This is a genomic window from Nonomuraea sp. NPDC050643, assembly GCF_040654715.1.
In the GTDB taxonomy this organism is placed as follows: domain Bacteria; phylum Actinomycetota; class Actinomycetes; order Streptosporangiales; family Streptosporangiaceae; genus Nonomuraea.
This window is the reverse complement of the sequence record NZ_JBFAIM010000004.1, coordinates 15,464-40,313: the sequence shown is the minus strand read 5'-3', so window position 1 is coordinate 40,313 and position 24,850 is coordinate 15,464. Positions and strand designations below refer to the sequence as shown.

Below are 24,850 nucleotides of genomic sequence, written 5' to 3'. Positions count from 1 at the left end.
GTCAAGCGGCTATTCTGAAACCGAACGTTCGTGCACGGAGAGGGTTGAGATGCCAGGAAGGCCACGGGACGAGCGAGCACGCACGGCGATCTTGCGCCGGGCGGCGGACATCGCTTCGCAGGACGGGCTGGAAGGGTTGTCGATCGGCCGGCTGGCCGCCGATCTCGGGGTGAGCAAGAGCGGCCTGTTCGGCTACTTCGGGTCCAAGGAGGAGCTTCAGCTCGCCACGATCCGCATCGCGATGAGCGTGTACCGCGATGAGGTCGTCCAGCCCGCATTGACCGTGCCACCGGGCCTGGAGCGGGTGCGCCGGCTGTGCGAGAACTGGTTGAGCTACTCGCAGCGGCGGGTCTTTCCGGGCGGCTGCTTCTTCTTCGCCGTCACCGCGGAGTTCGATGCCCGCCCGGGCCGCGTCCGAAATGCCATCGCCGCGGCGGGCCTCGACTGGACCCGTTTCGTGGCGCGTGCCATCGACGACGCCCGCCAGCTCGGCGAACTCGTCGGGAACACGGACGCCGATCAGCTCGCCTTCGAGCTGATCGCCTTTCTTGAAGCCGCCAACGCCACCTCCGTGCTGCACGACGACCCGAAAGCCTACGATCGGGCCAGAACCGCCATCTACAACCACCTGGACACCGCGGCATCCGGCCCAACAAGGTGAGTGGTCCTGCGCAACCAGCCAGTACTACGGCGAGGTTTTGTGATCTGTAGCGTAGACGCATGCCAGATGACTGAAGAGGTCACGGTGATGATTGTCGTTGCGTCGGGTGTGAGAAAGAGTGACCAGTTGCCGTGGATCGTCTCGGACGGCTTGTGGGAGCGGATCGCGCCGTTGGTGCCGAAGGTGCAGCGACTCCGGGCCGCAAGCGGCTGGTGCTCGCCAGGCTTTGTGCGGGAACTTGTTCGTGCTCTGCACCGCGATCCCGTGGGAGTTCCTGCCACAGGAGTTGGGCTTCGGCTCCGGCATGACCTGCCGGCGGCGGCTGCGGGACCGGCACGCCACCGGCGTGTGGGACAAGCTGCACCGGCTGCTGCTTGCCGAGTTGCACGCCGCCGGCCGTCTGGACTGGTCCAAGGCGGTGATCGACAGCTCGCACGTGCGGGCGCCGAAGGGCGGCCGCAAACCGGGCCGAGCCCGGTCGACCGCGCGAAACCGGGCTCGAAACACCATGTCATCGCCGAAGGCCACGGCATCCCGCTCGCGTTGTCACTGATCGGCGGGAACCGCAACGACGTCACCCGGCTTGATGCCGCCGATCAAGGCTGTCCCGCCGGTGCGTGGCCGGCAGGGCCGGCCACGCAAGCGTCCTGCCTGCTTATACGCTGACCGCGGCTACGACCATGACGTCTACCGCCGCCGGGTCTGGCGCGTCGGCATCCGGCCGCGCCTCGCCCGGCGCGGCACCCCGCACGGCTCCGGCCTCGGCGCTCATCGCCGCGTCATCGAGCGCACAATGGCTCTGCTGCACTGGTTCCGCCGCCTGCACATCCGCCGGGAGATCCGCGACAACATCCACGAAGCCTTCATGACCCTCGCCGCCGCGATCATCTGCTGGCGACGCCCAGGCCTGACAGCGGCAATACGCAGGAACCCTCATTAAGTTCCACGGCTTTCCATTGATCTTCCCGGGCGCCTGATGTAGGTAATGAAGGAAACCTTCATAACAGAGGATGGCGTCGGCGCCCCTCCGGGAGGACGAACTTGATCATGCGATTAGCCGCCCTGGTCCCGCTCCTCGCCGCCTTCCTGATCGTCCCCCTGCCCGCTGACGCCGCCACCGGCTCCGCGTTGACGGCCGCGCAACTGGCCCAGGTCCGGCCGTTGTCGTTCACCTCGACCATGCCGGCGCGTGACGCGGTGGCCGCCATGCTGCCGGTGACCAAGGTGCGGATGGGCACCGTCATAGCCGGCGGCTACTCCACCCGCGCGATCTGCCACCCCACCGACCTCCACCTCTCGGCCCAGGTCAGCGGATTCTGCTGGAACAGCACCGACGACACGACCGCGAACTGGTTCCCGCAGGGAATCACCGGCAGCGGCGACGGCATGAACGGCTCGGTGCTCTACCCGCCCTGCGACGGCTGCGCAGGCCGGAAGATCGTGGCAGTCAGCTGGCGCAGCGGCGCCTCCCACGAGTACGGAGCCAACCGGCTCGCCAGGGTCACCTTCGTCGACGTCACCGATGGCATGGCGGGGGCGCCCTACCGGCACGTCGTGCTGGTCGAACCCGACAGCACCGCCGAGGGCTTCCACGAGATCGCCACCCACGCCGACGGCATCTCGTGGTACGGCAACAAACTCTTCCTCGTCACCGGCGGCGACCCGGACGTGTCCGGCGGCGACCGGCTCGTACGGGTCTTCGACCTCACCCACTTCTGGAAGATGAACTCCACCACGGCAGGGGACGTCGGCTGCGTCGGCGGTGTCTGCTCGGCGGCGTACTCAGGTTTCGCCCTGCCGCAGATCGGCTACTACCGGCTCAACTCACCGGCGGTGTGCGTCAGCCTCGACCTGGCGAGGCCCTGTTTCAACGGCGTCTCGCTCGATCGCAGCGGCACCGACCACCTCACCACCGTCGAGTACAAGAGGGGCGCCTCCGGCGGCAAGATCCTCCGCTGGCCTCTGGACTCGTCCACCGCCCTGCTCAAGACCGGCTCCGACGGGCTCGTTCGCCCCACCGAGGGCTGGACCAGTCCAGTCTGGGAACTTCAAGGCGGCGTGTTCACCGGCGACAACGGCATCCTGGTCGGGTTATGCCCCAATGGCGCGCCCGCTGTCAGCTATATGCCGGGCGGCACGGCGAACATCTACGGCGACTACCGGAAGTCCTGTCTTCACCGCGTCGCGATCTCGGCCGACCACAGCACGCTCGACGTCCACTACATGACGACTCTTCCCGCTAACGCGCAAAACGTCGCGTACTGGCCCGCAAGCGGAGAAGTGTGGCTGGTCAATGAATTCCGCGGGGACTATGCCGGCGCCTACGGGAGCGACCGCCTGGTGCTGGCACTGAACTGCCCACATCTGAGCTGCTGAGACCCCGATCACGAGCAGGTCAGGTCACGCAGGGTGGGCGGTTGCGGCCAGGTCGGCGGGGGCGGCAGGTTCTCGACGGGGGCGGCTGTGCGGCCGGCGAACCAGCCGAGCAGCGCGTACCCGGCCGTCGCGACCACGGGCCCGCCGGGGTGAGGTCCCACCTGCGGCCGAGAGCGACTGCCTCGGCCAAGCCGAGCGGAAAACGCTGCGCCGTCAGCGTGGCGAGCGTGTCATCGAGCGCCCAGGTGACGTATAAGTCCGGCCGGTCGGCCGTGCGGTAGACGCAGCGCAGGTCGGGTTTCGCAACTGTGAGTCGTCTTGGCCCGCGAACAGAAATCGCCGGCCGATGGCTACAGTAGTCCCGACATAGGAACAAATGGCACATAGTGCCAATGGCCAAGAACGCAGGGTTGCTCGGTGGTTGCTCGTGCGTATGCGATATAGCGCGGCACGCGTCGGCACAGGCCAACACGACGATGGGTGGAATCCCGAACACGCGACACAAACGACAGCAGGCAACACTGCCCGACACCAATCAAACCGACTCATAATCCGTGGGTCGTGGATTCAAGTCCCACCCGCCCTACCGACATCACCAATCGAACGCACGACCAAGAACGGCACGAAGTCCCGACCGGTCAAATGGCGCATCGGCGGCAGCAGGAATACCGAGGAAGACTTCGAGACCTGCTACGACCGTCATAACCACACCACCCAACGCGCCACCTACCTCGCCGAAGCCGAACGCCACGTCTTCCCCCGCTTCGGACACCTGCCGCTCGACCAGGTCACCCGCCGTGTGCTGAGGGAACGGGTGGAATGGATGCTCACCAAACCCTCCGCCAGCGATCGCAGCCGGCACGGAATCTCGTCATCGACAGAGCGGGCAATGGCAGAATGTGACCATGCGGCCACCCCGAGCGAAATTCTTCAATACCACCGGCCCGTGCGACCCGCAGCGCCACTACATGCTGCCCCCCGCACCACGGCTCCCCGAAGCACGGGCGCTCATCGAGATGGACCGCTACTTCGTGCTGCACGCGCCCCGGCAGACCGGGAAGACGACCACGCTGCGCACCCTGGCCTCCGAGCTGACCGCCGAAGGCGATATCGCCGCCCTGACGTTCTCCTGCGAGACTGCCAAAGGGGTCGGTGACGACCTCGCCCTCACGGAGCAGATTCTGCTGGACTCCCTCCGCGAGGCCACCGAACGATCGGGATGGCCGGACGCGCTGCTCCCTCCGGCTTCATGGCCGCAGGCCACACTGGGCAGACGGTTCGGTAAGGCACTGAGCGAGTGGTGCCGCCGCTGCCCGCGCCGGGTAGTGCTGTTCCTCGACGAGATCGACGCCCTGCAAGGCAACAGCATGGTCAATATCCTCAGCCAGCTCCGCGACGGTCACAACGTACGGCCGGAAAACCATCCGTTTCCGACGTCGTTGGTGTTGTGCGGGTTGCGCGACGTGCGTGATTACAAGGTCGCCTCGGGCGGTGACCCGGGCCGGTCCAACCCGGCCAGCCCCTTCAACATCATCGCCGAGTCGCTGCGCCTGGGCGACTTCACCGCCGACCAGATCACCGAACTCTACGACCAGCACGCCCAGGCCACCGGCCAGGAGTTCACCAAGGACGCGGTGAACCGGGTCTTCGAGCTGACCCAGGGACAACCATGGCTGGTCAACGCTCTCGCCAACGAGATCACCTTCAAGATGGGGGCGACCGGCACCATCACCACCACACAGGTGGATGAAGCCAAAGAGCGGCTCATCCGGGCCCGCGCCACCCACCTGGACTCCCTCGTGGCCCGACTGCACGAGCCCAGAGTCAAGCGGGTGATCGAACCGATCGTCGCTGGAAACCACCCCGACGCCGACCCCGCGTTCTCCGACGACCTGTCCTATGTCCGCGATCTGGGCCTGGTCGAGCAGAAGCCCCCACTGAAGGTGGCCAACCCGATCTACCGGGAGGTCATCCTGCGTGTGCTGGGCGACCCGTCGGAGCAGCGCGTGATGGCCGATCCGCACAGCTTCGTGCTCCCGGACGGCCGTTTCGACCTGCCACGGCTGCTGGAGGAGTTCGTCGTGTTCTGGCGGGAGCACGGCGAGGTGCTCATTCGGCAGGAGGGCTACCACGAGGCCGCCTGCCAGATCATCCTCATGGCCTTCCTGCACCGGCTGGTCAACGGTGGAGGCCAACTCGACCGCGAGTACGCCGCCGGCACCAAACGCCTGGACGTACTGGTCCGCTGGCCCTACATCGGCCCCGCCGGCGACCGGCTTATGCAACGGGAAGCCATGGAACTGAAAGTCTGGCGAGCAAGCGAGAACGACCCGACACCCAGCGGCCTCGCCCAGCTCGACCGATACCTGGACCGCCTCACCCTCACCACCGGCGTATTGGTGATCTTCGACCGCCGCCCCGAAGCCCCCGCCTGGAGGGAACGAGGCGCTTTCGAGCAGGCGACCACACCGTCCGGCCGACAGGTCACTGTTCTGCGTGTGTGACGCAAGCTCACCGACAGCGTCACCGGCTGTGCCGCCGAAGCGCTACAGGGTGGTTTCGTTCGCCTTCATGCCGTCCCGTTCATTGCCCGCGCAATCGATGTATCTCAAAGACACACGATCTACGATGCTCGGTGGTTGCTCACACGTCCACGGCACGGGACGAAACGCGGCATCACCGGCCGGCACAGCGGCACGGAAAATCCTGCCCGCAACATCTGCAGCGGGGTGCACCCGTCTTTGCGAAGCGGTATGCCATCGCGGTGCCCAAGCCGACGGTGCCGTGCCACGCCGCATCGCAACCGGCACAAGGGAAGGAATTATGCCGCGTCTCTGCGCAAAAGCGCTGATCAGGCATTCGCAACAACGTCAAAAAAGCTTCACGTGAGCGGCAGATCCAGCATCCTGGTCATGGCCAGAAACTGCCCCGAGCAGAGCTCTCATTCTCTGGTCCCCCCTTTCCTTGAAGAGGTCTTCGTGACTCGGTATGCCATCGACCGTGCCCACAACACGCTTCTCGCCCAGTGGCGCACCGGCATCGGCGACACCGCCACCATCGTGGCCCGGCTGACCCACGACCAGCTCCACCACAACACCCGCCGGCTCGCCGCGGAGTTGACTCGCCTGTCGCAACTCTGCTGGCGCTCCTACACCCACCCCGCCAGCGCCGCCGACCGGCACGGCCCCCACAGCCTCGGCCGGCACCGGCAGCAGGAACGCGACGCCTTCATCAAGATCCTCCCCCTGATCGCCACCGCACGACCCGCCGACCAGCCGATCGGCACCAAAGTCGAGCAAGCCGCCCACGCCGTCGCCCGTACCCTGCGCGTGCTCGACACCTCTCAGCTCACCACGCACGTCAGCACCGATGTCGCCGCCGAACTGGCCGCCATCGAACAGGCCGAACGCGGCGACCTGTCCGAACGCGCCCAGCAAGCCGTCGCCCTCAGCCGCGAAGACGCCTCACCCCTGCAGATCTCCCAGGCCGACCGCCTCCTGCGCGACCATCCCTTCGGCAGCCAGGACCTCCTCACGCAGGTAGATCCCACCGCGGCCGCCATCGCCGCCGCCCACTGGTTCCACGCCGCCGTCACCATCACCGCCCAGCACACCGGCATCCACCCGATCCAGGTCGTCGCCAGCGCCGAGCAGTACGACAAACCCCTCGCCATCGAAAGCCTCACCGACATCACCACAGCCATGCACGCCGGCGCCCGCGCCCGGCACGTGGTCATGCCCCTCATCCGCAACGCCCTCCACGTCGCCGACGGCCACGTACGCGGCATCCTCGAGGTCCAGCAGCGCATCACGGCCGCCCAGCACCTCATCGGGAAGGCCCAGGCCGACCACCCCGACATCGACCTCAGCCCCGACAGCGTCTACCTGCCCCTCACCTCACTCGACCCCGCCCGGCCCGCCCCCGATCTCCTCGAGAACCTGCTCCACGGCATCCAAACCTGCTGGCACCTCTACCAGCACCACACCGACCCCCAACGCACCACCCCCGCAAACATCGAGAACTCACGCCAACAACAACTCCGCCAAGCATTCCTCACCGCGACCCAACAAGAAGCAGCCGCCCGAAACGAACGACTGCTGTAGCACCCAGAAAGCATGCCGGCTTGGACGCTGAGCAACGGCTGCTCGATGGCCGCTCAAAAGGGGATTTGACGGCACATATTGCCTATGGCCAATAGCGCATGGTTGCTCGCTGATTGCTCCGCGGCCGTCGGCCGCCTCCCCCACGACCTCGATGTCGTCGTAGAGGGAGAGCATGGTGGCCCGTCCCGAACGGATCAGCGCCTCGTCGCCGCCCAGGACGACGCGGATCACAGGCGATCTTCCACGTTGCGTACTGGCCGCCTCAAACGCGCCGCCGCCTGTAGGAGCACGCCCCCACCACGAGCGCGCCCCCAAACCCGCCGAAGGCCAGCCCGCCGAACAAGACCATCCACGTCACGTCCCCACTGCTGGTGAAAGGCACCGGCGGCGCGAACGGCGCGATCACCCCGACAAGACCGAGCGGCACCATGACCAGCAGGACCACCCCGTACATCCCCAGACACAACCCCACCCCCCAAGCCGGAACCAACGGCAGCAGAGCAGGCACCCGCCGACCGGCGAGAAGCAGGGTCCACCGCGGAAAGACCATCCCCCACCGATGCACCAGCCCAAGAGCGAGAAACACTCCGGTCAGCGCCGCCAGCACCGTCAGATCAACGCCGACAGCCGCCAGCGCCCGATAGACGGCACCCCCATCGCTCTCCACCCCCCGCAGCGGGCGGTGTCACGGACAGGCGGTGTCACGGACGGGCGCCCAGGGCGCGGAAGTAGTCGTTCACGGGTGCGAAGTCGACGTTGTCGCCGCGGAAGCCGACGTACTTGTCCGGGCGGATCAGGTACAGGCTGGGGCGGCGCACGCCGTAGCGGTTGTGCGCCTCGCTGCGCAGGTCGGCGAAGACTCCGTCCATGGGGTCGTGCGGCAGGTGGCCGCGGGTGATGACATGGACCTCGCCGTGCCCGGCCATCGCCTCGTGTGCGGAGGCCTGCCAGGCGGCCAGGGTGGCGGAGTCCGTTGTGTCCGCCGCGAACAGGACGAGGTGGTGGCCCGGCGTCCGGAGGATGTGGCGGAGCGCCACCGGCCCGTCACGGTTCTCAAGGTAGGCGTCCCGTATCAGCTCGCCGGCTTCCGGTCCGGTACAGGCGACGTCACTCCACGCTCGGGCTTGTGATTCGTGCCAGCGTTCGAAGACGAGGTCACTGTCGCGGTAGTGGACGAGGTGTTCGCCGAAGGCGTTCGACAGCCGCTGCTGCACTGGATTGAGCCGGCCGAACAGGCGCAGCGCGTGCCGCCTGGCTCTGCGGGCGACCAGCGTGCTGCCGGTGGCGGCCTTCGTGGTGGCCGAGGTCGCCTCGACCACGGCCTTGACCACGGGCCAGCGTTCGGCCTGATAGCTGTCCAGGAGGGACTCCTCGGCGCGCCCGGTGACGACGAGCGCGAGTTTCCAGCCCAGGTTGTAGGCGTCCTGCATGCCCGTGTTCATGCCCTGGCCGCCCACCGGGCTGTGGCTGTGCGCGGCGTCGCCGGCCAGGAGGATCCGGCCCTGGCGAAGCCGGTCGGCCAGGCTCTCGCGGGCCACGAACGACGAACTCCACTGCAGATCCCGTACGCGGGAGTCCAGGGGCGTGCGTTCGGCGACGTAGGCGGCGAAGTCGTCCAGACCTGGGGTCTGTGGCGGCCGGTCGTCCGGTGTGCTGGCCAGGATGCGCCAGTAGCCCCCGATCATGGGGAAGACGGCCACGAGGCCGGACCTGCCGAAGTAGACATGGAAGCGGTCGCGCGTGAGCGGCCAGTCCACGGCGACGTCACCCAGGATGAACCCCCGCTTCAGGTCGGCTCTCTCCCGGGTGATTCCCGCCGTCTCGCGTACGGTGCTGTGGGCGCCGTCGGCGCCGATCAGCCACCCGGTCTCGCACCGTTCGCCGCGACCGTCCTCGTGGCCGAGTTCCACGCTGACGCCGTGCTCGCCGGCCTGCTGGCCGACCAGGCGGGTGCCCCATTCGATGGTGACTCCGAGTTCGGCGGCGCGCTCGCGCAGCAGCGCGACCGTCTGCCACTGCGGGATGCACAGGTCCAGCGGGAACGGCGAGTCCACGGCTGTCACGTCCATCTCGGCCAGGGCCGTCGTGCCGTGGTAGAAGTTCAGCGTGTGCAGCGGGACGCCTCGTTCGATGGCGGCCTGGGCCAGCCCGAGATCATCCAGCATCTCCAGCGATCTCGCCACGATCGACACCGCCCGGCTCTCCCGGTGGTCCGAGCGCCCGGCGTCGATGATCCGTGGGATCACTCCCCGCCGCGCCAGGTCGATGGCCAGCACCAGGCCGGTCGGCCCCGCACCGACGATGAGAACGTCCGGTTTCGTAGTCACGAGCCCCACTCTCATAGAACGAATGATCGTTCTTTTTAGAAGAGCATGATTCTCCGATCGTCGTCAAGAGCGCATGTCAGCTCTGCTGGGAAGCTTGCGCGGGCGCCGACATCAGGGCCCGCATGCCGTTCCTGAAGGCCGCCGAATCCGCGTGGCCGTACACCGCGCGGCGCACCAGGAACCCGTCGACCAGGGCCATCAGGACATCGGCCACATGCTCGGCAGGGACATCGGCGGGAAGCAGCCCGCGCCGCTGATGCCGCGCCACGAGGCCACCGACCACGCCGCGGGCCTCCGCCATGACCTCCTTCAGCTTCGTGCACAGCGACGGCGATCGCAGCGCCTCCGACCAGACCTGGACCAGCAGTTGGGCCGACTCCTGCGATCCGGACAGCGGCGGGCGCTCGACCCCCAGCACGAGATCGACGATGTTGTCCAGATCCGGCGGCCGCGCGCCGTCATCCGCCTCGAACGCCGCCGCGACCTCGGCCAGAGCCTCGGCGGCGGTCGCCGCGATGATGTCGTCCTTGCTCTTGAAGTAGCGGTAGACGGCCCCGGCCGACAACTCGGCCTCGGCCAGCACGTCCTGCATGGACGTGGCATGGAAGCCGTTGCGGATGAAGCAGTGCCGGGCGGCGTCCAGGATCTGGCGGCGGCGGGCTTCGAGGTGCTCCTTGGGCATGCGTGCCATGGGATCACAACGTAGAACGAACATTCGTACTTGACAACTTCGCCGCCTCTCTCTTAGAAAAGGAATGTTCGTTCTCTTTACTTCGAAGGGCCCTGCCATGTCGTTTGCCGCCAACGCGCTGAGCACTCTGGTCGCTCTCGTCTTCCTGCTCGCCGGCGCCCAGAAGGTCCTGTTACGGGATCCCGTGACGGCCAACCTGCTCAGGCTCGGCGTCGGCTCCACGATGACCCGATCGATCGGCGCCCTGGAGATCGCCGGCGCGCTCGGGCTCGTGGCCGGCCTCTGGCTCAAGCCGCTCGCCGTCGTGGCCGCGGCCGGCCTCACGCTGCTGCTGATCGGCGCGGTCGGATTCCACCTCCGCGCCCGCGACTTCACGCACCGCCGCCACCGCTCCCACGCCGTGGCGCCCGTGGTGCTGGCCGTGGTCACCGGAACGACCATGGCCTTGTTGCTCGCGACTGCCTGAACTTCCTGAGCGGAAGAGCGCGGTGACAGCACCGCTTCATCGCCTGGGGCGGCGGCGCCTTCTTGAGGTGCCCGACTCCACCACGAGATCAAAGCTCAAGGATGGACCGGCAGCCCGCACACCGTTCAACGCCACCTTCGCCCTTTCCGCGGGCAACCGCGAGCCAACTCGCGCTGTGTTCACTCCTTCAAACTGTGCGGGTCATGAAGGACCAGGGCACGATCCAGGAGCTGGTTGAGCGGTCCGCTGGCCGAGGCGACACATCCGCCGCCGGCTCAACGCGGCGCTCCATCGCGTGGTCATCGCCCGCATGCGCTTCCACCAGCCCACCATCGACCACGCAGTCATCGCAGCCACGGGAGGAAGATTCAGGATCATGACTCTCCATCCCGACGGATCGCTGACCGCTGAAGCCGATGACATGGCCGAAGCGATCCCCGTCCTGCAAGGACGGGGGTTCTCGAACGAATTCATCTTCGAGACCACAAAACGCCGCGACAATGCCTACACACGGCACGTCGAAGAGGTTGTGGACGAATCGTCCCGGCAGCCAGTGAGGTGATCTTAGTGAGATCACCGCTCTGGGTCTTCTCGGCATCAGCGGGCAGCCCGCGGAGGGGTCGAGGATCATTCTCATGGCGGCGAGGTTCGGGGCTCAGGTGGTCCACCTGGGGGGTGCAGCGTACGGCAGAAGTGGGCCGTAAGGGCGCTCCTCAACCCAGGGGTGGAGATTGTCGCGGGACCCACGGGCAGTCGGCGAGACGCGCCCATGGGAGAGCGGGAGTCTTCTAGGACCTTCTGGGGCTGTGCCGGCGTGGCCGACAGAGATAGGTTCTCGCCTGTGAGTGATATTCGACTTCTCGGTCCCGAGAAACTGCCCCTGTGCCAGCGGCTCGAAAGCGATCGCGAGTGGTCCACCGACGAGGCCAAATGGCGGCTGATGTTCGAGACGGGCGAGGTCTACGCCGTCGACGCGGCCGACGGCGACGGCCTGGCCGGGTGCGTCGTGGTGACCCGCTACGGCGACTCGCTGGCCGACGTCGGCATGATGCTGGTCGCCACCAGGTACGGCAGGCAAGGGCTCGGCACACGGCTGATGGAGCACGCCCTGGAGGCCGCCGGGGACCGCGTCGTCGAGCTGACCGCGACCCGATTCGGGCGCCCCGTCTACGAGCGGCTGGGCTTCCGGCCCACGGGCAACCTGACGATCACCATGGGCCCGATGGAAGGGGCGGCGGTGTCGTCCAGAGTACGTGTGGCGACACCGGGCGACCACACCGCGATCCTCGACCTGGACGCCGAGGTCACCGGGGCCGACCGGAGCAAGACGCTGACCGCCCTGCTGGCCACGGCCGAGCGCACGATCGTCACCGACGGCGGCTTCGCCGTGGCCTGGAACGCCGGCCCCCACCGTGTCATCGGCCCCGTCGTCGCGCCCTCGGAGGAAGCCGCCCGCGAACTCATCCTGGCCGCCGCCCACGGCGCCGACCGCCACGTACGGATCGACCTGCTGGACGCCTACCCGGGCCTGCGCCCGTGGCTCACCGGGCTGGGACCCACCGAGGGACCCGCGGCCCTGCCGACCATGGTCTACGGCGCCCACCAGCACCCGGGCGACCGCAGGCGATACGTCGCCCCCATCCTCATCTCGATGGGCTGACCGGCCATCAGCTCGTCCACCGGCTGGCCACGGTGTTCCGGTAATGCCAGTCACACTGTCGCGGTGGCACCGGAAGCTGGTCGCCGGACAGTGGATCCCGCTCGGTCGTCGCCGCCTTGGTCGGCGGCTGGGAGGCGGCATGGGGCCCTGGACAGGTGTCCGCGTGGCGGACCATCTCGGCCCGGTGTGCCCCCAGGTGCCCACCTACGCGCCGGTCGGCACCGCCGCCACCTCCCAGCGGCCGTCGGACGAGGATTGCCTGACGCTCAACGTCCGCACGCCCGACCTGGACGGCCGGGCCCCGGTGCTGGTCTGGATACACGGTGGCGGCTACGCGGTCGGCTCGGGAGGGGAACCGGTGCCGCAGTCCGGAGCCTTCGCCCGCAGCGGCATTGTGGAGGTCACACTCAACTACCGACTCGGGGCGCTCGGCTTTCTCTGGCTGGGAGAACACGCACCGGCGAATCGCGGTCTCCTGGACCAGATCACCGCGCTCCAATGGGTTCACGAGAACATTGCCCTGTTCGGCGGGGACCCCGACCAGATAACGCTCGCGGGAAGGTCGGCGGGCGGATTCTCCGTCGCGACCCTCATGGCCATGCCCGCCGCGAAGGGGCTCTTCCGGCGGGCTCTGGTCCAGAGCGGCGCGAGCCCCGCCTATCTCTCGAGGGAAGCCGCGGAAACGATCACCGCCCTCTTCTGCCGGCAACTCGGTGTCACACCGGAGCAGATCCCCAAGGTTTCGACCGAGGACATGCTCCGAGTCCAGAAGTCTCTCTGCGACGACGCCTACACCTACCACCGCCCGGAGATCTACGGCGAGGCCGCCGTACTGGGCCTGCCGTTCCAGCCTGTCGTCGACGGCGTGACCCTCTTCGAGCCCCCCGAGGAGGCGGTCGCTCGCGGCTCCGCCCCGGGGATCGATCTGATGATCGGCACCACGACGGGCGAGGCTGTGACCCACACCTCGATCCATCCTGAGATGACCCACGCCGAGGCCGCCAGGCTCATCCATCCCCGGGTCGTTCCTCTGGGACTCGACGGCGAACGCCTCGTCGAGACGTAGCGTGAGCTCTTTCCCGAGTACACCGGTAAGGGTCTGCTGCCTGCCATCACTGGTGATCTCGTGTTCCAGATGCCGACCTCGCGCTTCGCCGCCGCCCAGTCCGGCCATGCCCGCGTGTTCAAATATCTTTACGGCGAGGACGACGCGAATGGCGGCGGGGCACGCCATGGTGCGGAAGTCGGCGACGTTTGGCGCAGCCCCGATGGGCCGTCCCCGGACCTGCCCGCCCGGTTCGTTCCCGGCGACCCGAAACTCGCCGACCGGGTACACGCGACATGGGGAGCGTTCATATCCAGCGGTTCGCCGGAGACACCAGCGATGCCGAACTGGCCCGCGCACTCTCCTGCCGAGCCCCACCTGGTCCATATCGACTCAACCGGCCTTCGAGCGGAGCCGGACGTCTACTGGCCCCGCCTGGCAGCCTGGCGATAGACGCCGATTCGGCCGGCTCGGACGAGGCGAGCACCGTGTCCCGCTGTCCAGCCGACCCGGGGAATCAGCCGGGACAGGGCCGAGAACTGTTCTACCAGGGGTAGGGCCGGCCGTACTCGGCGAGCAGGTCCGCGATGAGCCGGCGGCGCTCGGGGGTGAGCGGGTGGGATCGAGGTATCCAGACCCTGCCGGGGTCTGACGCCCGGTGGTCACCCTCCACACCGTTGTGGGACAGCGTCCAGATCAGGCCGTTCGGCTCGTCCAGGTAGGCGCTCGGTTCGTACGGCATGGAGGGGCCGAGCCCCGGCGGAAGCGGGATTTTCGGCAGGCTGGTGAGGGACACGTCCGCCCACTCCTCGCGAGTCGGGTCGCGGTAGTCGTCGGGGCCCTCACGGCGCGGCCGCCGCCACGTCTGGAGCAGGGATTCGGTGCGCTCGGTCAGGGCGCGGCGGCGCGCTGCGGTGGCCGCCTCACGTTCGAGGACGGGTGCGGCTTCGTCGGGGGTGGCGGCGCGGACGATGCTCTCGTGGATTTCGTACCAGATCTCGTCGTCGGGGTCGTAGTCGCCGCGGCTCTGGGTGGCCAGGCCGACAGCGATGAACGAGACTGTCGCGTAGCCGTGGAACTCTCTTGCTTCGTAGCCGATCGCGTCGGTCGGCCGGAGCTCGTCCATGCCGAGAAAGACTTTGACGCGAGCCGCCTCTCCCGCGGCGGGACCTGCCGGCAGGTCCGGAATCCTGGGGCTGTCTCCGGCGAGGATTCGCCAGGTGGGGGCGCAGTCAGGGTTGAGCGGGTGGGGCGGGCACGCTTCGCCGTGGGTGACGCGCCAGTAGCCGCCGGCGCCATGCACCTCGCCGTTCCCGAAGGGGACCTCTTGCAGGCACTCGACGCACACACCGGGCCGGGCATCGCCTGGAGCGGCGGGCGCGGCCGGGACGGGAGTGTCGCGGCACTGACCGTCGTCGTGCTTGACCAGCCACGTGCCGTACTGGCCGCGGGTCCGGTAGAGAATGCCTCTCCCCACGGGGACGGGGTGGCGGCAGTTGCCGCATGCCTGCTCATAATGGTTGCGCAGAGGTGGGCGAGGCGGGCATGTGGTGTGGCGGACGCGGGTCCGGCCTTCGACCTGCATCAGGCGGCCCTCACCGGCCGGGACTTCGAGGCGGCACAGGTGGCAGTCCTCGGCGCGGGTGTTCGGCCGGGCCGGGCCGGAGCTGAGCATGACCGGCCTGTTGCCCGGGGGCTTGAGCGCAGCGACGCGGCCGGAGATGTCGGCCAGGACCTGAGAATCGATGATGCCCGCCGAACCGGTCCACGTCCTCAGCTCGGTGAGCTGGGCGTCCTCAGCGTCGGGCACCTGGTGAAGGGTGACGATCGCGGCGCCCCCTGGCGCCTTGTCGAACACGACGACGAGCGCGCCGGCTGCCAGATCGTAGAGGGCTCCGCGGTCCAGCCAGTCGCCTTGCAGCGCGGAGCCGTCTCCGGCGGCGTCGGCGTCGACGGCGTGCACGGTCTTGGCCCACGACTCGGCGGGGGGCCCGATGAGGTCAGGGATGGGGGTCCTCATGATGATCCCTTCCGGGCGGGCGGGATGTCTTAAGGATCCCGCGACGGTCGCCGTCGCGTCCAGACCGCGCCGCGCCACTGCCGGTGCTGGCCCTGGCGGCTGGACGACATCCTGGACGCCGAAGCCGAGCCCCAGGGCAGCGTGCACCTCGACTTCGCGGAGGCGGCCGGAAGCATCGAGTTGCGCGGCGTCGACTTTCGCCACCACGCCGGCGCCGGGAAAACCCTGCAGGCGATCGATCTGCACGTGCCCGGCGGCGGCTTCCTGGCCGTCCTGGGGCGTTCGGGCAGCGGCAAGTCCACGCTGGCGACGGTGCTCGCCGGGCTGCGTCTCCCGACGCGAGGCGACGGGGGCGCGGGGTTGTCGGGTGGGCGGCAACAGCGGCTCGTCCTGGCACGGGCACTGATCCGCCGTCCCCGCATCATGATCCTGGACGGTGGCAGGATCATCGCCCGAGGACGACACGGCGACCTCGCCACGACCTCGCCACGACCTCGCCACTGTATTGCCGGCTCGCCGGAAGAGACGAACTGCCCTGAAGGCTCGGATCGCGAGGTGCGACCGGCCTGATCGGCGTCGAGTTCGCGGTCGGCGGCATCCTTGAACGCATCCCGCGATCCGGTTCGTCCGGCGTCTCACTCTGGTCACCCAACCTTTGGTCCGCCGAAGGCGTCGGTAACGGGCGAGAGGAGTCGCCGTGAACCGCAACGACAGCTTCCGTGAGTTCGTCGCCGCGCACCAGCAGTCGCTGATGCGTACCGCGTACCTGCTCACGGGAGACGCCCACCAGGCCGAGGACCTGCTGCAGAGTGTGCTGCTCAAGGTGCTCGGGCGCTGGCCCAAGCATGTGGACAATCCGCAGGCCTACGCGCGCAGGGCGTTGGTGAACCAGTACATCTCCTGGCGTCGGCGCCTCACCCGGTCCGAGTTGCCCAGCGCGAAGCCGCCGGAGCGGTCGTATTCGAGCGAGGAGTCCACGGTCGTCAGGCTCGCCGTCCGGCAGGCGCTCGCGCAGCTCCCACCCCGGCAGCGGGCGGTCATCATCCTGCGCTACTACGAAGATCTCACCGAGCAGGAGACCGCCAAGCTGCTCAAGTGCTCGCTCGGCACGGTCAAGAGCCAGGCTCACCACGCGCTCGCGCGATTACGCGCGCTCGCGCCGGAGCTGGCGCCGAAGTTCTCGGACCTGGAATTTCTCGGGGAGGCACCGCGATGACCTGGCTGCGTGACGTGCTGGACGACCTGGCCGACGAATCACCACGAGTGGACCTGGCGGCGCGGACGATCAGGATTCGCCAGCGCAGGCGGCGCACCGCCGCCTCGGTCATGGCGACAGTGGCGGTGGTCGTCACCGCCCTCGCTGCGGCGACCACCGTACGGCTGCTGCGGGCCGGGCCGGATCCGGCCACCGAGACCGGCAAGGTGACCGATCTGCCGGCGCGCGGGGTCGGGCCGCTGAGCCACGCGTACAAGACGTTCTGCCGTCCAAGGGCGGGCACGGCGCCACAGGACTGCAGGGACGGCGCCTGGCGGGTGGTCCTGCGGGACGGCAGGACGTACCACGTGCCGCAGGCACTGCCCAGCCGCAGCCACTACCGGGGAGAGCCGCGGCTGGACAGCCCGCTGGCGATCAGCCGGGACGGCAGCAAGATCGCGTACTACAGCGCCGAGGCCGGGACCTTCGCAGTGCGCGATCTCGCCTCTGGGCAGGTGATGACGGCCCCGGTCAAGGTGCCGGAAAAGGTCCTGCGCAGCTACTCCACCCTGCTGCTCTCGGGGGATGGCCGCTTTCTGGCGTTCACCAGGACGCCTGCGCTGAAGGATTCGTCCCTGGTCTTCGACCTGCGCAAGCAGTTGGTCCGGCCACTGCCGGGAGGCTGGACCCCCATCGGCTTGTCCATGGACGGCAACACCATCACGCTGGCGCAGTTCGCCCCCAAGTCGCGGCTGCGGACGATGACTCGCCTCTGGGCGACATCCACGACAGCGGACGGGAAGATCGTCAACCTCCCTCCGCGCTACAACGCCAGCCCGCTCGCCCCCGACGGGAGAACCATCGTCGCGGCCGAACATCTCCGCTCGCGGGCCACTCCCTGTGGGGAGATCGGGAAGGTCGTGAGCATAGATACGGAAACCGGCAAGACGCGCAAGACGATCGCCACGCGCAACCTCCCGATGCGAGATCACCTGGTCTATTGGTCTACCTGGCTCAGCTCCGATGAGGTGGTCGTCGTCACCATGCCGTACCTGTGCAGGCCTGGGGGCCAACCCGCCCGAGCCGATCCGCCCTACGTGACCATGACGGCCTACGCGCTGAACATCACGACCGACAGCACTCGCAAGATCGGCACCTACAGCGTGCAGACGGTGGCCGAGCTCGTGTTCCCCGGCTTCAGGGCGGCAAGCTGACGCATGAGGAGCTTACGACGGCCCCGTGGTCCCCATATCGTGCGCCGTATGTCGAGGATCGGCACGGGCGACTCTCCGCGCTCAACCAGGGCACGCTCCTACCGGCCAAGCTGCTGGGCGAGATGCGCAAGACCCACCCGAAAGCGGCTACGGACCTGGCAGCCTTCGCGAAGGCTCGGGACAACCTCGTGCCAGGCAGGCCAAGCCGGCCCAGTGGACGAGGCCGAGCCCTCTCGGACCGCACGGGACCCGTTGCGGTCGTGCAGAGGTGGAGCACGGCGTGGCCGGTCCCGGCCGAGTTCGATCACGTGGTTGTCAGGAAGGCCAGTGCGTCGGGGGCGAAGCGCCTATCGGTGAAGGTGCCGCTGTGGCTGCGGCCCGGATAGACGACGAGCCGGGCGCCGGGGATGCCCTCGACCGTGCGCCGGGCCAGGTCCAGCGGGTAGACGAGGTCCTTGCCGCCCTGGATCAGCAGCGTGGCCGCCTTGATGTCGTGCAGCCGTCCGCCCAGATCGAAGCCGTCTTCGGCGTTGAGCACGGTGACGGCGTCGGTGTGGTCCTTCTGGCCGCTGTCCGACAGCCACAGCAGGCATCGGAGCAGTCTCTGGCCGATCGCTGATTCGGTGACGATCTCGGCCAGTGCCGGGCTGGGCCGCCTGCCTCGGCGTGCGCGTTCGATGTAGGTGCGCTGGGCTCGCTTGCCGACAGGGCCCAGAGTGCAGGCCGTACCCCCTAGAACCAGGCGGTGGACGAGGTCGGGATGGTCGGCGGCGAGTTGCAGGGCGATGGAGCCGCCGGTGGAGATGGCCAGCATGTCCACCGGGCCCTCGAAGGTGGTCTTGATCGCTTGCGCGTAGAGGGCGGCCAGGTCGGCCATCGTCGTGGTCGACGGCAGCCCGGGAGGCCGGTTGACGACGTGGACGGTGAAGTGCTCGGTGAACGGTCGCACCATGCGCATCGTGGACCACCGTGCCAAGCCTGTCGGGTTGGCCGCTCGCGGGGTGTAGAGCAGGACGACCAGGGCTGGTCCCGTACCGGCCGACAGGTACGGCAGGCCGTTCATCATGAGGTGATCCCTTCGGTGACCGCGTCGATCAGACGGTCCATCACGGCCGGGTAGATCTCGGCGCCCAGGTGTTCGGCGTGCAGCGGGGTCAGCAGGACCGCGCGCAGCACGCCGAGCAGGACCTGCGGATCGCCTTTCAGATGGGTGCCGAGGAACCGGAGCAGGTCGGCCATCGGGCCGTCCGTCGCGGCGGCCATGCGCTCCGGGGTGAGCTTGGCGGCGACCGCGGCCATCTCCTGGGGGTGGGACATCAGCCGCCGGTAGAGCGGATTGCCGTCGAGTTCGGCGATCGTGGCACGCAGGAAGCGGCGCAGCGCGTCGCGGGTGTCGGCGCCCCGGTTGAGGCCTTCGTCGATCACCCGGCGCCGCACCTGCTCGCTCTGGCGCAGCATCGCCTCGAAGTACAGGTCCTCCTTGGAGTCGAAGAAGGCGTACAGCGAGGACTTGGCGATGCCCGCGGGAGCGGTCAGCTCTTCCAGGGACGTCTTGCGCAGCCCTTGGGTCGAGAAGAGGCGGGTGGCGGTGTCGAGCAACTGCTCGGTGATCCGCGACCGCTCTTCCTCGGAGAACGCCGGCGGCATGCTATCTCCATTTGAACGGAATGGTTTATTGTTCATAGCATAGCTCTTCATGGGCAGGCCGCATCGTCCGGGCAGGATCGGAACGGGTTTGCGCGTCACGAAGTTCGGCAGCCGGATCGCCGGGCCGGCGCCGGCCGAGACCACGCCGGGCCCGCTCCCCCACCTGGATCTCGGGACAGCTCGCCGTCAGGGCGTGGCGGGCACCTCCTCCAGCGTGACCGTGCCGGCCGCGCCGTCGACGGTGATCAGCTGACCCGTCTTGATCTCCCGGGTCGCGCCGCGGACGCAGATGACGGCGGGTATGCCGTACTCTCGGGCGACCGTCGGCCCGTGGGCCATCGGGGAGCCGGTCTCGGTGACCAGCCCACCGGCGGTCATGAACAGCGGGGTCCAGCCGGGATCGGTCGTCGGCGCGACGAGGATGTCTCCCGGCTCGATGCGGGCGTTCGCCGGGTCGAGCACGACGCGGGCCCGGCCGGTGACCTGCCCCGGGGCGCCGGCCACGCCGGTGAGCGTCCCCTCGGCGGCCGGCGGAGCGGGCAGGGCCGCCTCCATGTCGGTTCCGTCGGACAGCAGCAGCCCAGGGACGTTCCTGCGGCGCATCTCGCGACGGTATGTCCGCCTGCGCTCGGCGACAAGGCCGCGCAGGTCGCTGCCGTCCAGCGCTCGGTGGACCTCGGACACGTGCAGAAACATGATGTCGCCGACCTCGTCCAGCAGTTCGCGCTCGACGAGTGCGGCGCCGATGAGGAGGAGCTGGCGGCGCATCTCCATGAGCGGGATCAGCCACACGAACTTCGGCAGCTCCCGCAGCCCGGCGAGCTGCCGTGCGCGGCGCATGAAGAACCCGGCCAGGGCCGCGCGGATCGGGCGGCGGCGGCGCGCCCTCCGTACCAGCTCGTCGATCTTCGCCTCGGCCTCGCGCCCGGCGCGCTCGAACCGGCGGTCGGGGGCCTGCTCGGGGTCGGTGACCCGCAGGTAGTTCGCGATCGTCGAGAAGAGCGGCCCTGGATCCTCCGACCAGCGCGGGACACCGACGTCGATCTCGGCCGCGCCGCGGTGGCCGAAGGTGTCCAGGAAGGCGGCCAGGCCGATGTCGGGGAGCGTGCCGGCCCGGTAGCGTTCGGCCAGGTCCTCGGGCGGGGTGTCCAGGAACAGGTCGCGGTGCGGGCGCGCGTTGACGGCGACCTGCCACAGCTCCAGATCCATGTCGGTCGTGACGTTGTACGGCAGACCGCGCGTGGTCGACTCCACCTCCTCCTGCGTGGCCACACCCTTGAGCAGGCCGACCGGGATCTGGCGGGCCATGAAGCCGGCAAAAAGCGGCCCCATGGCCTGGTTGAGGACGTTTGCGACCAGTGGGCGCTGGACCTCCTCGGCGAACCGCAACCGCTGGGCGGGGGTGAGGTCACCCGCCGGCGGCCTGCCCGCCCGCCGGGCCAGCCCGATGAGGCCGAAGGTCCGCGTGCGGGCCGCGTTCGGCCTGATCAGGGCGCCGGCGATCCCGGCGATGACGGGAGGCCCCAGGCGCGCGGTCAGCTTCACCATCGTGCCGAGCCGGTACGGCCGGCCGGGGACGGGCGCGAAACGGGGATCGTCCAGCACCTTGGTGACCGCCGTGCTGACCCGTGGGCCGTAGATCTCCATGCCGGCCGGCAGCCGTTGCCGGATCTTCTTGTTGCGCGCGAACGGGGTGAGATCGACGTAGAAGTGGCCGTCGACGTCCACCATCATCTGCCGGACCTTGTCCTCGACGTCCCGGACCTTCATGGACTCCATCCACTGCCCGGTGACCAGGAACAGAGCCGACATCCCCATCGGCGTGGCCGGGTGGAGCAGCCCCTGCATGTGCCCGATCTCCAGGTAGACCCGCGGCTGCGGCAGGCCGCGCCCGGGCGGCAGCGGGAACAGCGTCGTGATCGCCCTGGACTGCAGCAGCCACAGTGAGCCGTCCTGGTGGAAGGCGAACTCGATGTCCTGCGGCGAGCCGAAATGCTCCTCCAGCCGCCGCCCTGCCGCGCCGAGCTCGTCGAGCTGCGCCTGGCTGAGGCAGCCGTGGTCGTGGCGGGTCCCGTCGAGCACGTAGTGATCGGTGTCGGTGGAGCCGTCGACGACGGCGGTCCCCAGCCCGGGGGTGGCGTCGACGACGCCCTCGCCCCGCCTGCCAGTGATCGGGTTGGCGGTGAACAGGACCCCGGCCGCCTGCGGCTCGACCATGCGCTGGACGACGACCGCCATGGCGATCGCCGACTCGTCGATGTGGTGCGCGCCGCGGTAGGCGGCCGCCCGTTCGGTGTTGAGGGAGTCCCAGCACCTGCGGATGGCTTCCAGGAGTTCGCCGATCCCGGTGACCCCCAGGAAGGTGTCCTGCTGGCCGGCGAAGCTCGCCTCGGGCAGGTCCTCGGCGGTGGCGCTGGAACGGACCGCGACGGGCCCCGCTCCGAGGCGTTCGTAGGCGTCGGCGACCTCGCGATCGGGGATGCCGCCCGCGCGGAAGGCCTCGGTCGTGAGGCAGAAGCCGTCCGGCACCCGCTCCCCCGCTCTGATCATCTCGCCCAGCCCGGCGGCCTTCCCTCCGACGAGCTCGATCATGCCGGCGTCTGTCTCGGCCAGACCGATCACGTTCATCCCTGATTCTCCTTGCTGCCTTCGCGTAGATCTCCATGGCCGGATCAGCGCGGCGAGCTCCCGCACCGTGCGAGGTCCTCACCGCGGTCGAGGAGCCACAACATCGTGCCGTCGAGCAGGGACAGATCGTCGTCCTCGTGCATCCGGACCAGGCTGGGCAGCAGGGTGCCCTGCGTCGAACGGATCAGTTCGAGCAGGCGGTTCCAGGAGGGGTCATCGATTCCATTGCCATGTCGCATTGGTTGTTCATCCGCAGTCAATCGTCCGATGGCCGACCACCGCGCGACAAGAGCCGACGGCGTCAAGACGCCGTCAAAGCGCGGCGGCGCGCCGTCCGTGCACCCTTACCGCTCGTCTCGTCAGCGCGGTGTGGGTGCGGTGATCGTCACTGCGTGGCCTCTCGGGCCTGATAGCATAACATTGCTGTGTTATGTTTACGATGTCTGTCCAGAGAAGAGCAAGACCATGACCGTGCAGCTGATCCATCCCGAGCGGGTCAACCGGGTCGACGTCCACCACCAGGTCGCCGACACCCAGGGCTCGCGCACCGTGTACCTGGCCGGGCAGGTGTCCTGGGACACCGAGGGCAACCTCGTGGGCCTCGACGAGGCCAAGGCCGAGCAGTTCGTCGTCGGGCGCGAGCGGGCGGCGGCGACGCTGGGCGTCGAGCTCCAGCAGCCGAGCACCTGGATCGGGGTCACCTCGCTGGCCGCGCCGGGCTACCTCGTCGAGGTCGACGCCATCGCCGTGCTGCCCTGAGGCGGGCGCGGCGAACGGATGCCGCGAGATCACCACATGACGGAGAGACGGCGGGGAGACAGGACACCGCTTGAGTGTGCCCCCAGGGCACGGTGTTCGCTGGTGCGTGCAACAACCGTCTCGACCCAGGAGGACCGCCCGATGTCCGTGCCAGGACCCGGCCAGACCCCGGCCACGGCAGCGCACCCGAGCCCAACGCACCAGGCCGGCGACCCGGCATCCGGACGTCGCGGGCCGGGTGTCGACGGCTCCCGGCCGTTCGGTGCCCACGTCCGCATGAGCCGGTGGAGGCCGCTGGTCGTCCTCGTCGTGCCGCCGGTCGTGATGGTGCTCCTGCAGATCCTGCTGTACCAGGTCGTGGGCGTCATCGAGGGCAGCGACGACCCGATGTCCGCCACCTTCACCCCGCTGAAGCTCCTGGCCGTCAACCTGAGCGTGGGCATCTCGGGCGTGGTGGCGATCCTGCTGCTGGCACGGCTGGCCAAGGTGCCGTGGCGCGGCCTGATCAGCTCGCCACGGGCGTTCGACGTTCGACGCCTGGCGCAGTACCTGCTCGGCGCGGCCCTGCTGGTGGGCGCCGGCATCGGCGTGGTGGCGCTGGTCGCCCCCGAGTCCCCAGGCTGGGTCGCGTTCGGTGTCTCCGGGACGACGATCCTCATGCTGGTGATCACCGTGCTGAGCACCCCGCTTCAGTCCGTCGGCGAGGAGCTGATGTTCCGCGGCGCGGTGCTGCCCGCCGCCGCGTCCTGGGTGCGCGCGGTTCGCCCGGCCCTCGCCGTCGGTCTGGTGGTCTCCAGCCTGGCCTTCGCGGTCGTTCACGGCTCCAGCGACCCCTGGCTGTTCGGCTACTACACTTTCATCGGCGTTGCGACGGGACTGATGGCGATCATCAGCCGCGGCATCGAGGCGCCGGCCGCGTTCCACATCGCCAACAACGTCCTGTTCTCGAGCGTCAACACGCTGATGGCGGACGGCGAGGCGTACACCATCGACCGGTCCACCGACACCGGTGACGCGGCCCTCCTGATCCTCGCCGCCGTCAACATCGCCATGGTCGTCCTCGTCTGGGTGCGCGAGCGACGTACACGGATCACGACCTAGAACCGGCACCGGACGACGAGGTGAGGACCCATGACCTGGAGCACACGCCAGATCGCCGACCTGGCGGGCACCACGGTGAAGACGGTGCGCTACTACCACCAGGTCGGGCTGCTCGACGAGCCCGAACGCGAGCCCAACGGCTACAAGCGCTACGAGGTGCACCACCTGACGCGGCTCCTGCAGATCAAGCGCCTGACCGGGCTCGGTGTGCCGCTCGCGCAGGTGGCCGAGATGGGCACGAGGGGCGAAGGGCAGGCCTCGGTCCTCCGGAGCGTCGACGCCGAGCTCGAGGCGACGGTCCGGCGGCTGGAGAGCATCCGGCGGGAGCTGGCCGTCCTGGCGCAGCCGGGTGCGTCACCGGAGGTGCCGACCAGCTTCAGCGGCCTCGTCCAGGACCTGCGCGACAACGACCGCGCCCTGCTGACGATCTACGCCCAGCTCTTCTCGGACGAGTCGATGGAGGTGCTGCGCCGTACGCTCGAGGCACACCCGAACGACGATCTCGACGAGGCGTTCCGCGACCTGCCCGAAGACGCCGACGATGCCACCCGGCAGGCCCTCGCCGAGCAGCTCGCGCCCTTCATCGTCCCGGGCGCCACCGAGCACGGCGTGACGCTGGAGCCGCGGGCCACCACGCCAGGCCAGGCCGAGGCGGCCCGGCGCGCCGTCGGTCACGCCCTCAGGGCGCTCTACAACCCCGCGCAGGTCGACGTGCTCCGCCGAGCGCACCTGCTCCACGAGCGTCTCGCACTGCGCCCTGCTGGTCATCCTGCTCCGTACGTGGGCCCGGCCGTGAATGAGTAATGGACTACCGCTCGGTCACCTGCTCCTGAACAACGGGGTCGAGCTTGAGGTCGTGGGCGCACCGCTTCGAGCATTCGTGCGCGCGACTTCGGGAACCGACAGAACGGCGTCGCTCCGGAGATGATGAAGCTCGCCACCGGCCGCTTGGCCGAG

At 68.8% G+C, this 24,850-nt stretch carries 25 protein-coding genes and 1 pseudogene; 16 read left to right on the top strand and 10 right to left on the bottom strand.

Features of this window, described 5'->3' with window-relative positions:
- Nucleotides 1–91: 91 nt before the first annotated feature.
- The 3 genes and pseudogenes from AB0I15_RS06040 to AB0I15_RS06030 all read left to right on the top strand — a co-directional run bounded on the left by AB0I15_RS06040 (nt 92) and on the right by AB0I15_RS06030 (nt 3,037).
- Nucleotides 92–661 (top strand): TetR/AcrR family transcriptional regulator, encoded by a 570-nt coding sequence (locus AB0I15_RS06040; protein WP_358090860.1) that lies wholly within the window; start codon nt 92–94, stop codon nt 659–661.
- Nucleotides 662–748: 87 nt separating this feature from the next.
- Nucleotides 749–1,601, top strand: a pseudogene (locus AB0I15_RS06035) (IS5 family transposase).
- Nucleotides 1,602–1,708: 107 nt separating this feature from the next.
- The gene (locus tag AB0I15_RS06030; RefSeq protein WP_358090857.1) at nt 1,709–3,037 is read left to right on the top strand and encodes a hypothetical protein; all 1,329 of its coding nucleotides are present in this window, start codon (nt 1,709–1,711) and stop codon (nt 3,035–3,037) included.
- Between the two features lie 8 nt (nt 3,038–3,045).
- On the opposite strand, the gene AB0I15_RS06025 is transcribed toward AB0I15_RS06030, so the two are convergent.
- The gene (locus AB0I15_RS06025) at nt 3,046–3,198 is read right to left on the bottom strand and encodes a hypothetical protein (protein WP_358090853.1); all 153 of its coding nucleotides are present in this window, start codon (nt 3,196–3,198) and stop codon (nt 3,046–3,048) included.
- Between the two features lie 431 nt (nt 3,199–3,629).
- Nucleotides 3,630–3,899 (bottom strand): hypothetical protein, encoded by a 270-nt coding sequence (locus tag AB0I15_RS06020; protein WP_358090850.1) that lies wholly within the window; start codon nt 3,897–3,899, stop codon nt 3,630–3,632.
- A gap of 43 nt (nt 3,900–3,942) precedes the next feature.
- Between AB0I15_RS06020 and AB0I15_RS06015 the strand changes: the two genes are divergently transcribed.
- Nucleotides 3,943–5,541, top strand: a complete 1,599-nt coding sequence (locus AB0I15_RS06015) for an ATP-binding protein (RefSeq protein ID WP_358091571.1) — start codon at nt 3,943–3,945, stop codon at nt 5,539–5,541.
- A 474-nt stretch (nt 5,542–6,015) separates the two neighbouring features.
- A complete protein-coding gene (locus AB0I15_RS06010) occupies nt 6,016–7,140 on the top strand; it encodes a hypothetical protein (protein ID WP_358090847.1) in 1,125 nt (374 codons plus the stop codon).
- 262 nt (nt 7,141–7,402) lie between these two features.
- Here AB0I15_RS06010 and AB0I15_RS06005 read toward each other — a convergent pair whose 3' ends face one another.
- The 3 genes from AB0I15_RS06005 to AB0I15_RS05995 form a co-directional block, all read right to left on the bottom strand.
- Nucleotides 7,403–7,807, bottom strand: a complete 405-nt coding sequence (locus AB0I15_RS06005) for a hypothetical protein (protein ID WP_358090844.1) — start codon at nt 7,805–7,807, stop codon at nt 7,403–7,405.
- Between the two features lie 34 nt (nt 7,808–7,841).
- Nucleotides 7,842–9,467: an FAD-dependent monooxygenase gene (locus tag AB0I15_RS06000; RefSeq protein ID WP_358090841.1), complete on the bottom strand. Its 1,626-nt coding sequence runs from the start codon at nt 9,465–9,467 to the stop codon at nt 7,842–7,844.
- A 76-nt stretch (nt 9,468–9,543) separates the two neighbouring features.
- Entirely contained in the window at nt 9,544–10,158 is a 615-nt protein-coding gene (locus AB0I15_RS05995) for a TetR/AcrR family transcriptional regulator (protein ID WP_358090838.1), read from the bottom strand.
- 97 nt (nt 10,159–10,255) lie between these two features.
- Here AB0I15_RS05995 and AB0I15_RS05990 point away from each other — a divergent pair, with 97 nt between their 5' ends.
- From AB0I15_RS05990 to AB0I15_RS05970, 5 genes are all read left to right on the top strand, one after another.
- Complete coding sequence (locus tag AB0I15_RS05990; RefSeq protein WP_358090836.1) at nt 10,256–10,624, top strand: DoxX family protein; 369 nt, start codon at nt 10,256–10,258, stop codon at nt 10,622–10,624.
- A 295-nt stretch (nt 10,625–10,919) separates the two neighbouring features.
- The gene (locus AB0I15_RS05985) at nt 10,920–11,186 is read left to right on the top strand and encodes a hypothetical protein (RefSeq protein ID WP_358090833.1); all 267 of its coding nucleotides are present in this window, start codon (nt 10,920–10,922) and stop codon (nt 11,184–11,186) included.
- Nucleotides 11,187–11,465: 279 nt separating this feature from the next.
- Entirely contained in the window at nt 11,466–12,284 is an 819-nt protein-coding gene (locus AB0I15_RS05980; RefSeq protein WP_358090830.1) for a GNAT family N-acetyltransferase, read from the top strand.
- A gap of 43 nt (nt 12,285–12,327) precedes the next feature.
- Nucleotides 12,328–13,350, top strand: coding sequence for a carboxylesterase family protein (locus AB0I15_RS05975; RefSeq protein ID WP_358090828.1), 1,023 nt, complete (start codon nt 12,328–12,330; stop codon nt 13,348–13,350).
- Nucleotides 13,351–13,383: 33 nt separating this feature from the next.
- A complete protein-coding gene (locus tag AB0I15_RS05970) occupies nt 13,384–13,782 on the top strand; it encodes a carboxylesterase family protein (RefSeq protein ID WP_358091569.1) in 399 nt (132 codons plus the stop codon).
- 91 nt (nt 13,783–13,873) lie between these two features.
- On the opposite strand, the gene AB0I15_RS05965 is transcribed toward AB0I15_RS05970, so the two are convergent.
- Nucleotides 13,874–15,349, bottom strand: coding sequence for a hypothetical protein (locus AB0I15_RS05965; RefSeq protein ID WP_358090825.1), 1,476 nt, complete (start codon nt 15,347–15,349; stop codon nt 13,874–13,876).
- Nucleotides 15,350–15,490: 141 nt separating this feature from the next.
- Here AB0I15_RS05965 and AB0I15_RS05960 point away from each other — a divergent pair, with 141 nt between their 5' ends.
- The 3 genes from AB0I15_RS05960 (at nt 15,491) to AB0I15_RS05950 (ending at nt 17,758) form a co-directional block, all read left to right on the top strand.
- Nucleotides 15,491–15,919: an ATP-binding cassette domain-containing protein gene (locus AB0I15_RS05960; RefSeq protein WP_358090822.1), complete on the top strand. Its 429-nt coding sequence runs from the start codon at nt 15,491–15,493 to the stop codon at nt 15,917–15,919.
- Nucleotides 15,920–16,046: 127 nt separating this feature from the next.
- The gene (locus AB0I15_RS05955) at nt 16,047–16,565 is read left to right on the top strand and encodes a SigE family RNA polymerase sigma factor (protein WP_358090819.1); all 519 of its coding nucleotides are present in this window, start codon (nt 16,047–16,049) and stop codon (nt 16,563–16,565) included.
- A complete protein-coding gene (locus AB0I15_RS05950) occupies nt 16,562–17,758 on the top strand; it encodes a hypothetical protein (RefSeq protein ID WP_358090816.1) in 1,197 nt (398 codons plus the stop codon). Before AB0I15_RS05955 ends, AB0I15_RS05950 begins: the two co-directional genes overlap by 4 nt.
- A gap of 304 nt (nt 17,759–18,062) precedes the next feature.
- On the opposite strand, the gene AB0I15_RS05945 is transcribed toward AB0I15_RS05950, so the two are convergent.
- The 4 genes from AB0I15_RS05945 to AB0I15_RS05930 form a co-directional block, all read right to left on the bottom strand.
- Nucleotides 18,063–18,824, bottom strand: coding sequence for an alpha/beta hydrolase (locus AB0I15_RS05945; RefSeq protein ID WP_358090813.1), 762 nt, complete (start codon nt 18,822–18,824; stop codon nt 18,063–18,065).
- Nucleotides 18,821–19,405, bottom strand: a complete 585-nt coding sequence (locus tag AB0I15_RS05940) for a TetR/AcrR family transcriptional regulator (RefSeq protein WP_358090810.1) — start codon at nt 19,403–19,405, stop codon at nt 18,821–18,823. Before AB0I15_RS05940 ends, AB0I15_RS05945 begins: the two co-directional genes overlap by 4 nt.
- A 186-nt stretch (nt 19,406–19,591) precedes the next feature.
- Nucleotides 19,592–22,033, bottom strand: a complete 2,442-nt coding sequence (locus AB0I15_RS05935; RefSeq protein WP_358090808.1) for a PEP/pyruvate-binding domain-containing protein — start codon at nt 22,031–22,033, stop codon at nt 19,592–19,594.
- A 44-nt stretch (nt 22,034–22,077) separates the two neighbouring features.
- Nucleotides 22,078–22,272 carry a hypothetical protein gene (locus AB0I15_RS05930; RefSeq protein WP_358090805.1) on the bottom strand — a complete coding sequence of 65 codons (195 nt, stop codon included), beginning with the start codon at nt 22,270–22,272 and terminating at the stop codon, nt 22,078–22,080.
- A 226-nt stretch (nt 22,273–22,498) separates the two neighbouring features.
- Between AB0I15_RS05930 and AB0I15_RS05925 the strand changes: the two genes are divergently transcribed.
- The 3 genes from AB0I15_RS05925 to AB0I15_RS05915 all read left to right on the top strand — a co-directional run bounded on the left by AB0I15_RS05925 (nt 22,499) and on the right by AB0I15_RS05915 (nt 24,697).
- The gene (locus AB0I15_RS05925) at nt 22,499–22,792 is read left to right on the top strand and encodes a hypothetical protein (RefSeq protein WP_358090802.1); all 294 of its coding nucleotides are present in this window, start codon (nt 22,499–22,501) and stop codon (nt 22,790–22,792) included.
- Between the two features lie 276 nt (nt 22,793–23,068).
- A complete protein-coding gene (locus AB0I15_RS05920) occupies nt 23,069–23,893 on the top strand; it encodes a CPBP family intramembrane glutamic endopeptidase (RefSeq protein WP_358090799.1) in 825 nt (274 codons plus the stop codon).
- A 30-nt stretch (nt 23,894–23,923) separates the two neighbouring features.
- Nucleotides 23,924–24,697, top strand: coding sequence for a MerR family transcriptional regulator (locus AB0I15_RS05915; RefSeq protein WP_358090796.1), 774 nt, complete (start codon nt 23,924–23,926; stop codon nt 24,695–24,697).
- The last annotated feature ends 153 nt before the right edge of the window (nt 24,698–24,850 follow it).

Coding starts and splice junctions, on each gene's coding strand:
- AB0I15_RS05945 (WP_358090813.1), bottom strand. CDS start 18,824: ATGATGAACGGCCTGCCGTACCTGTCGGCCGGTACGGGACCAGCCCTG.
- AB0I15_RS05995 (WP_358090838.1), bottom strand. CDS start 10,158: ATGGCACGCATGCCCAAGGAGCACCTCGAAGCCCGCCGCCGCCAGATC.
- AB0I15_RS05915 (WP_358090796.1), top strand. CDS start 23,924: ATGACCTGGAGCACACGCCAGATCGCCGACCTGGCGGGCACCACGGTG.
- AB0I15_RS05930 (WP_358090805.1), bottom strand. CDS start 22,272: ATGCGACATGGCAATGGAATCGATGACCCCTCCTGGAACCGCCTGCTC.
- AB0I15_RS05975 (WP_358090828.1), top strand. CDS start 12,328: ATGCCAGTCACACTGTCGCGGTGGCACCGGAAGCTGGTCGCCGGACAG.
- AB0I15_RS06015 (WP_358091571.1), top strand. CDS start 3,943: ATGCGGCCACCCCGAGCGAAATTCTTCAATACCACCGGCCCGTGCGAC.
- AB0I15_RS05940 (WP_358090810.1), bottom strand. CDS start 19,405: ATGCCGCCGGCGTTCTCCGAGGAAGAGCGGTCGCGGATCACCGAGCAG.
- AB0I15_RS05990 (WP_358090836.1), top strand. CDS start 10,256: ATGTCGTTTGCCGCCAACGCGCTGAGCACTCTGGTCGCTCTCGTCTTC.
- AB0I15_RS05965 (WP_358090825.1), bottom strand. CDS start 15,349: ATGAGGACCCCCATCCCTGACCTCATCGGGCCCCCCGCCGAGTCGTGG.
- AB0I15_RS05935 (WP_358090808.1), bottom strand. CDS start 22,033: ATGAACGTGATCGGTCTGGCCGAGACAGACGCCGGCATGATCGAGCTC.
- AB0I15_RS06030 (WP_358090857.1), top strand. CDS start 1,709: ATGCGATTAGCCGCCCTGGTCCCGCTCCTCGCCGCCTTCCTGATCGTC.
- AB0I15_RS05920 (WP_358090799.1), top strand. CDS start 23,069: ATGAGCCGGTGGAGGCCGCTGGTCGTCCTCGTCGTGCCGCCGGTCGTG.
- AB0I15_RS05925 (WP_358090802.1), top strand. CDS start 22,499: ATGACCGTGCAGCTGATCCATCCCGAGCGGGTCAACCGGGTCGACGTC.
- AB0I15_RS05950 (WP_358090816.1), top strand. CDS start 16,562: ATGACCTGGCTGCGTGACGTGCTGGACGACCTGGCCGACGAATCACCA.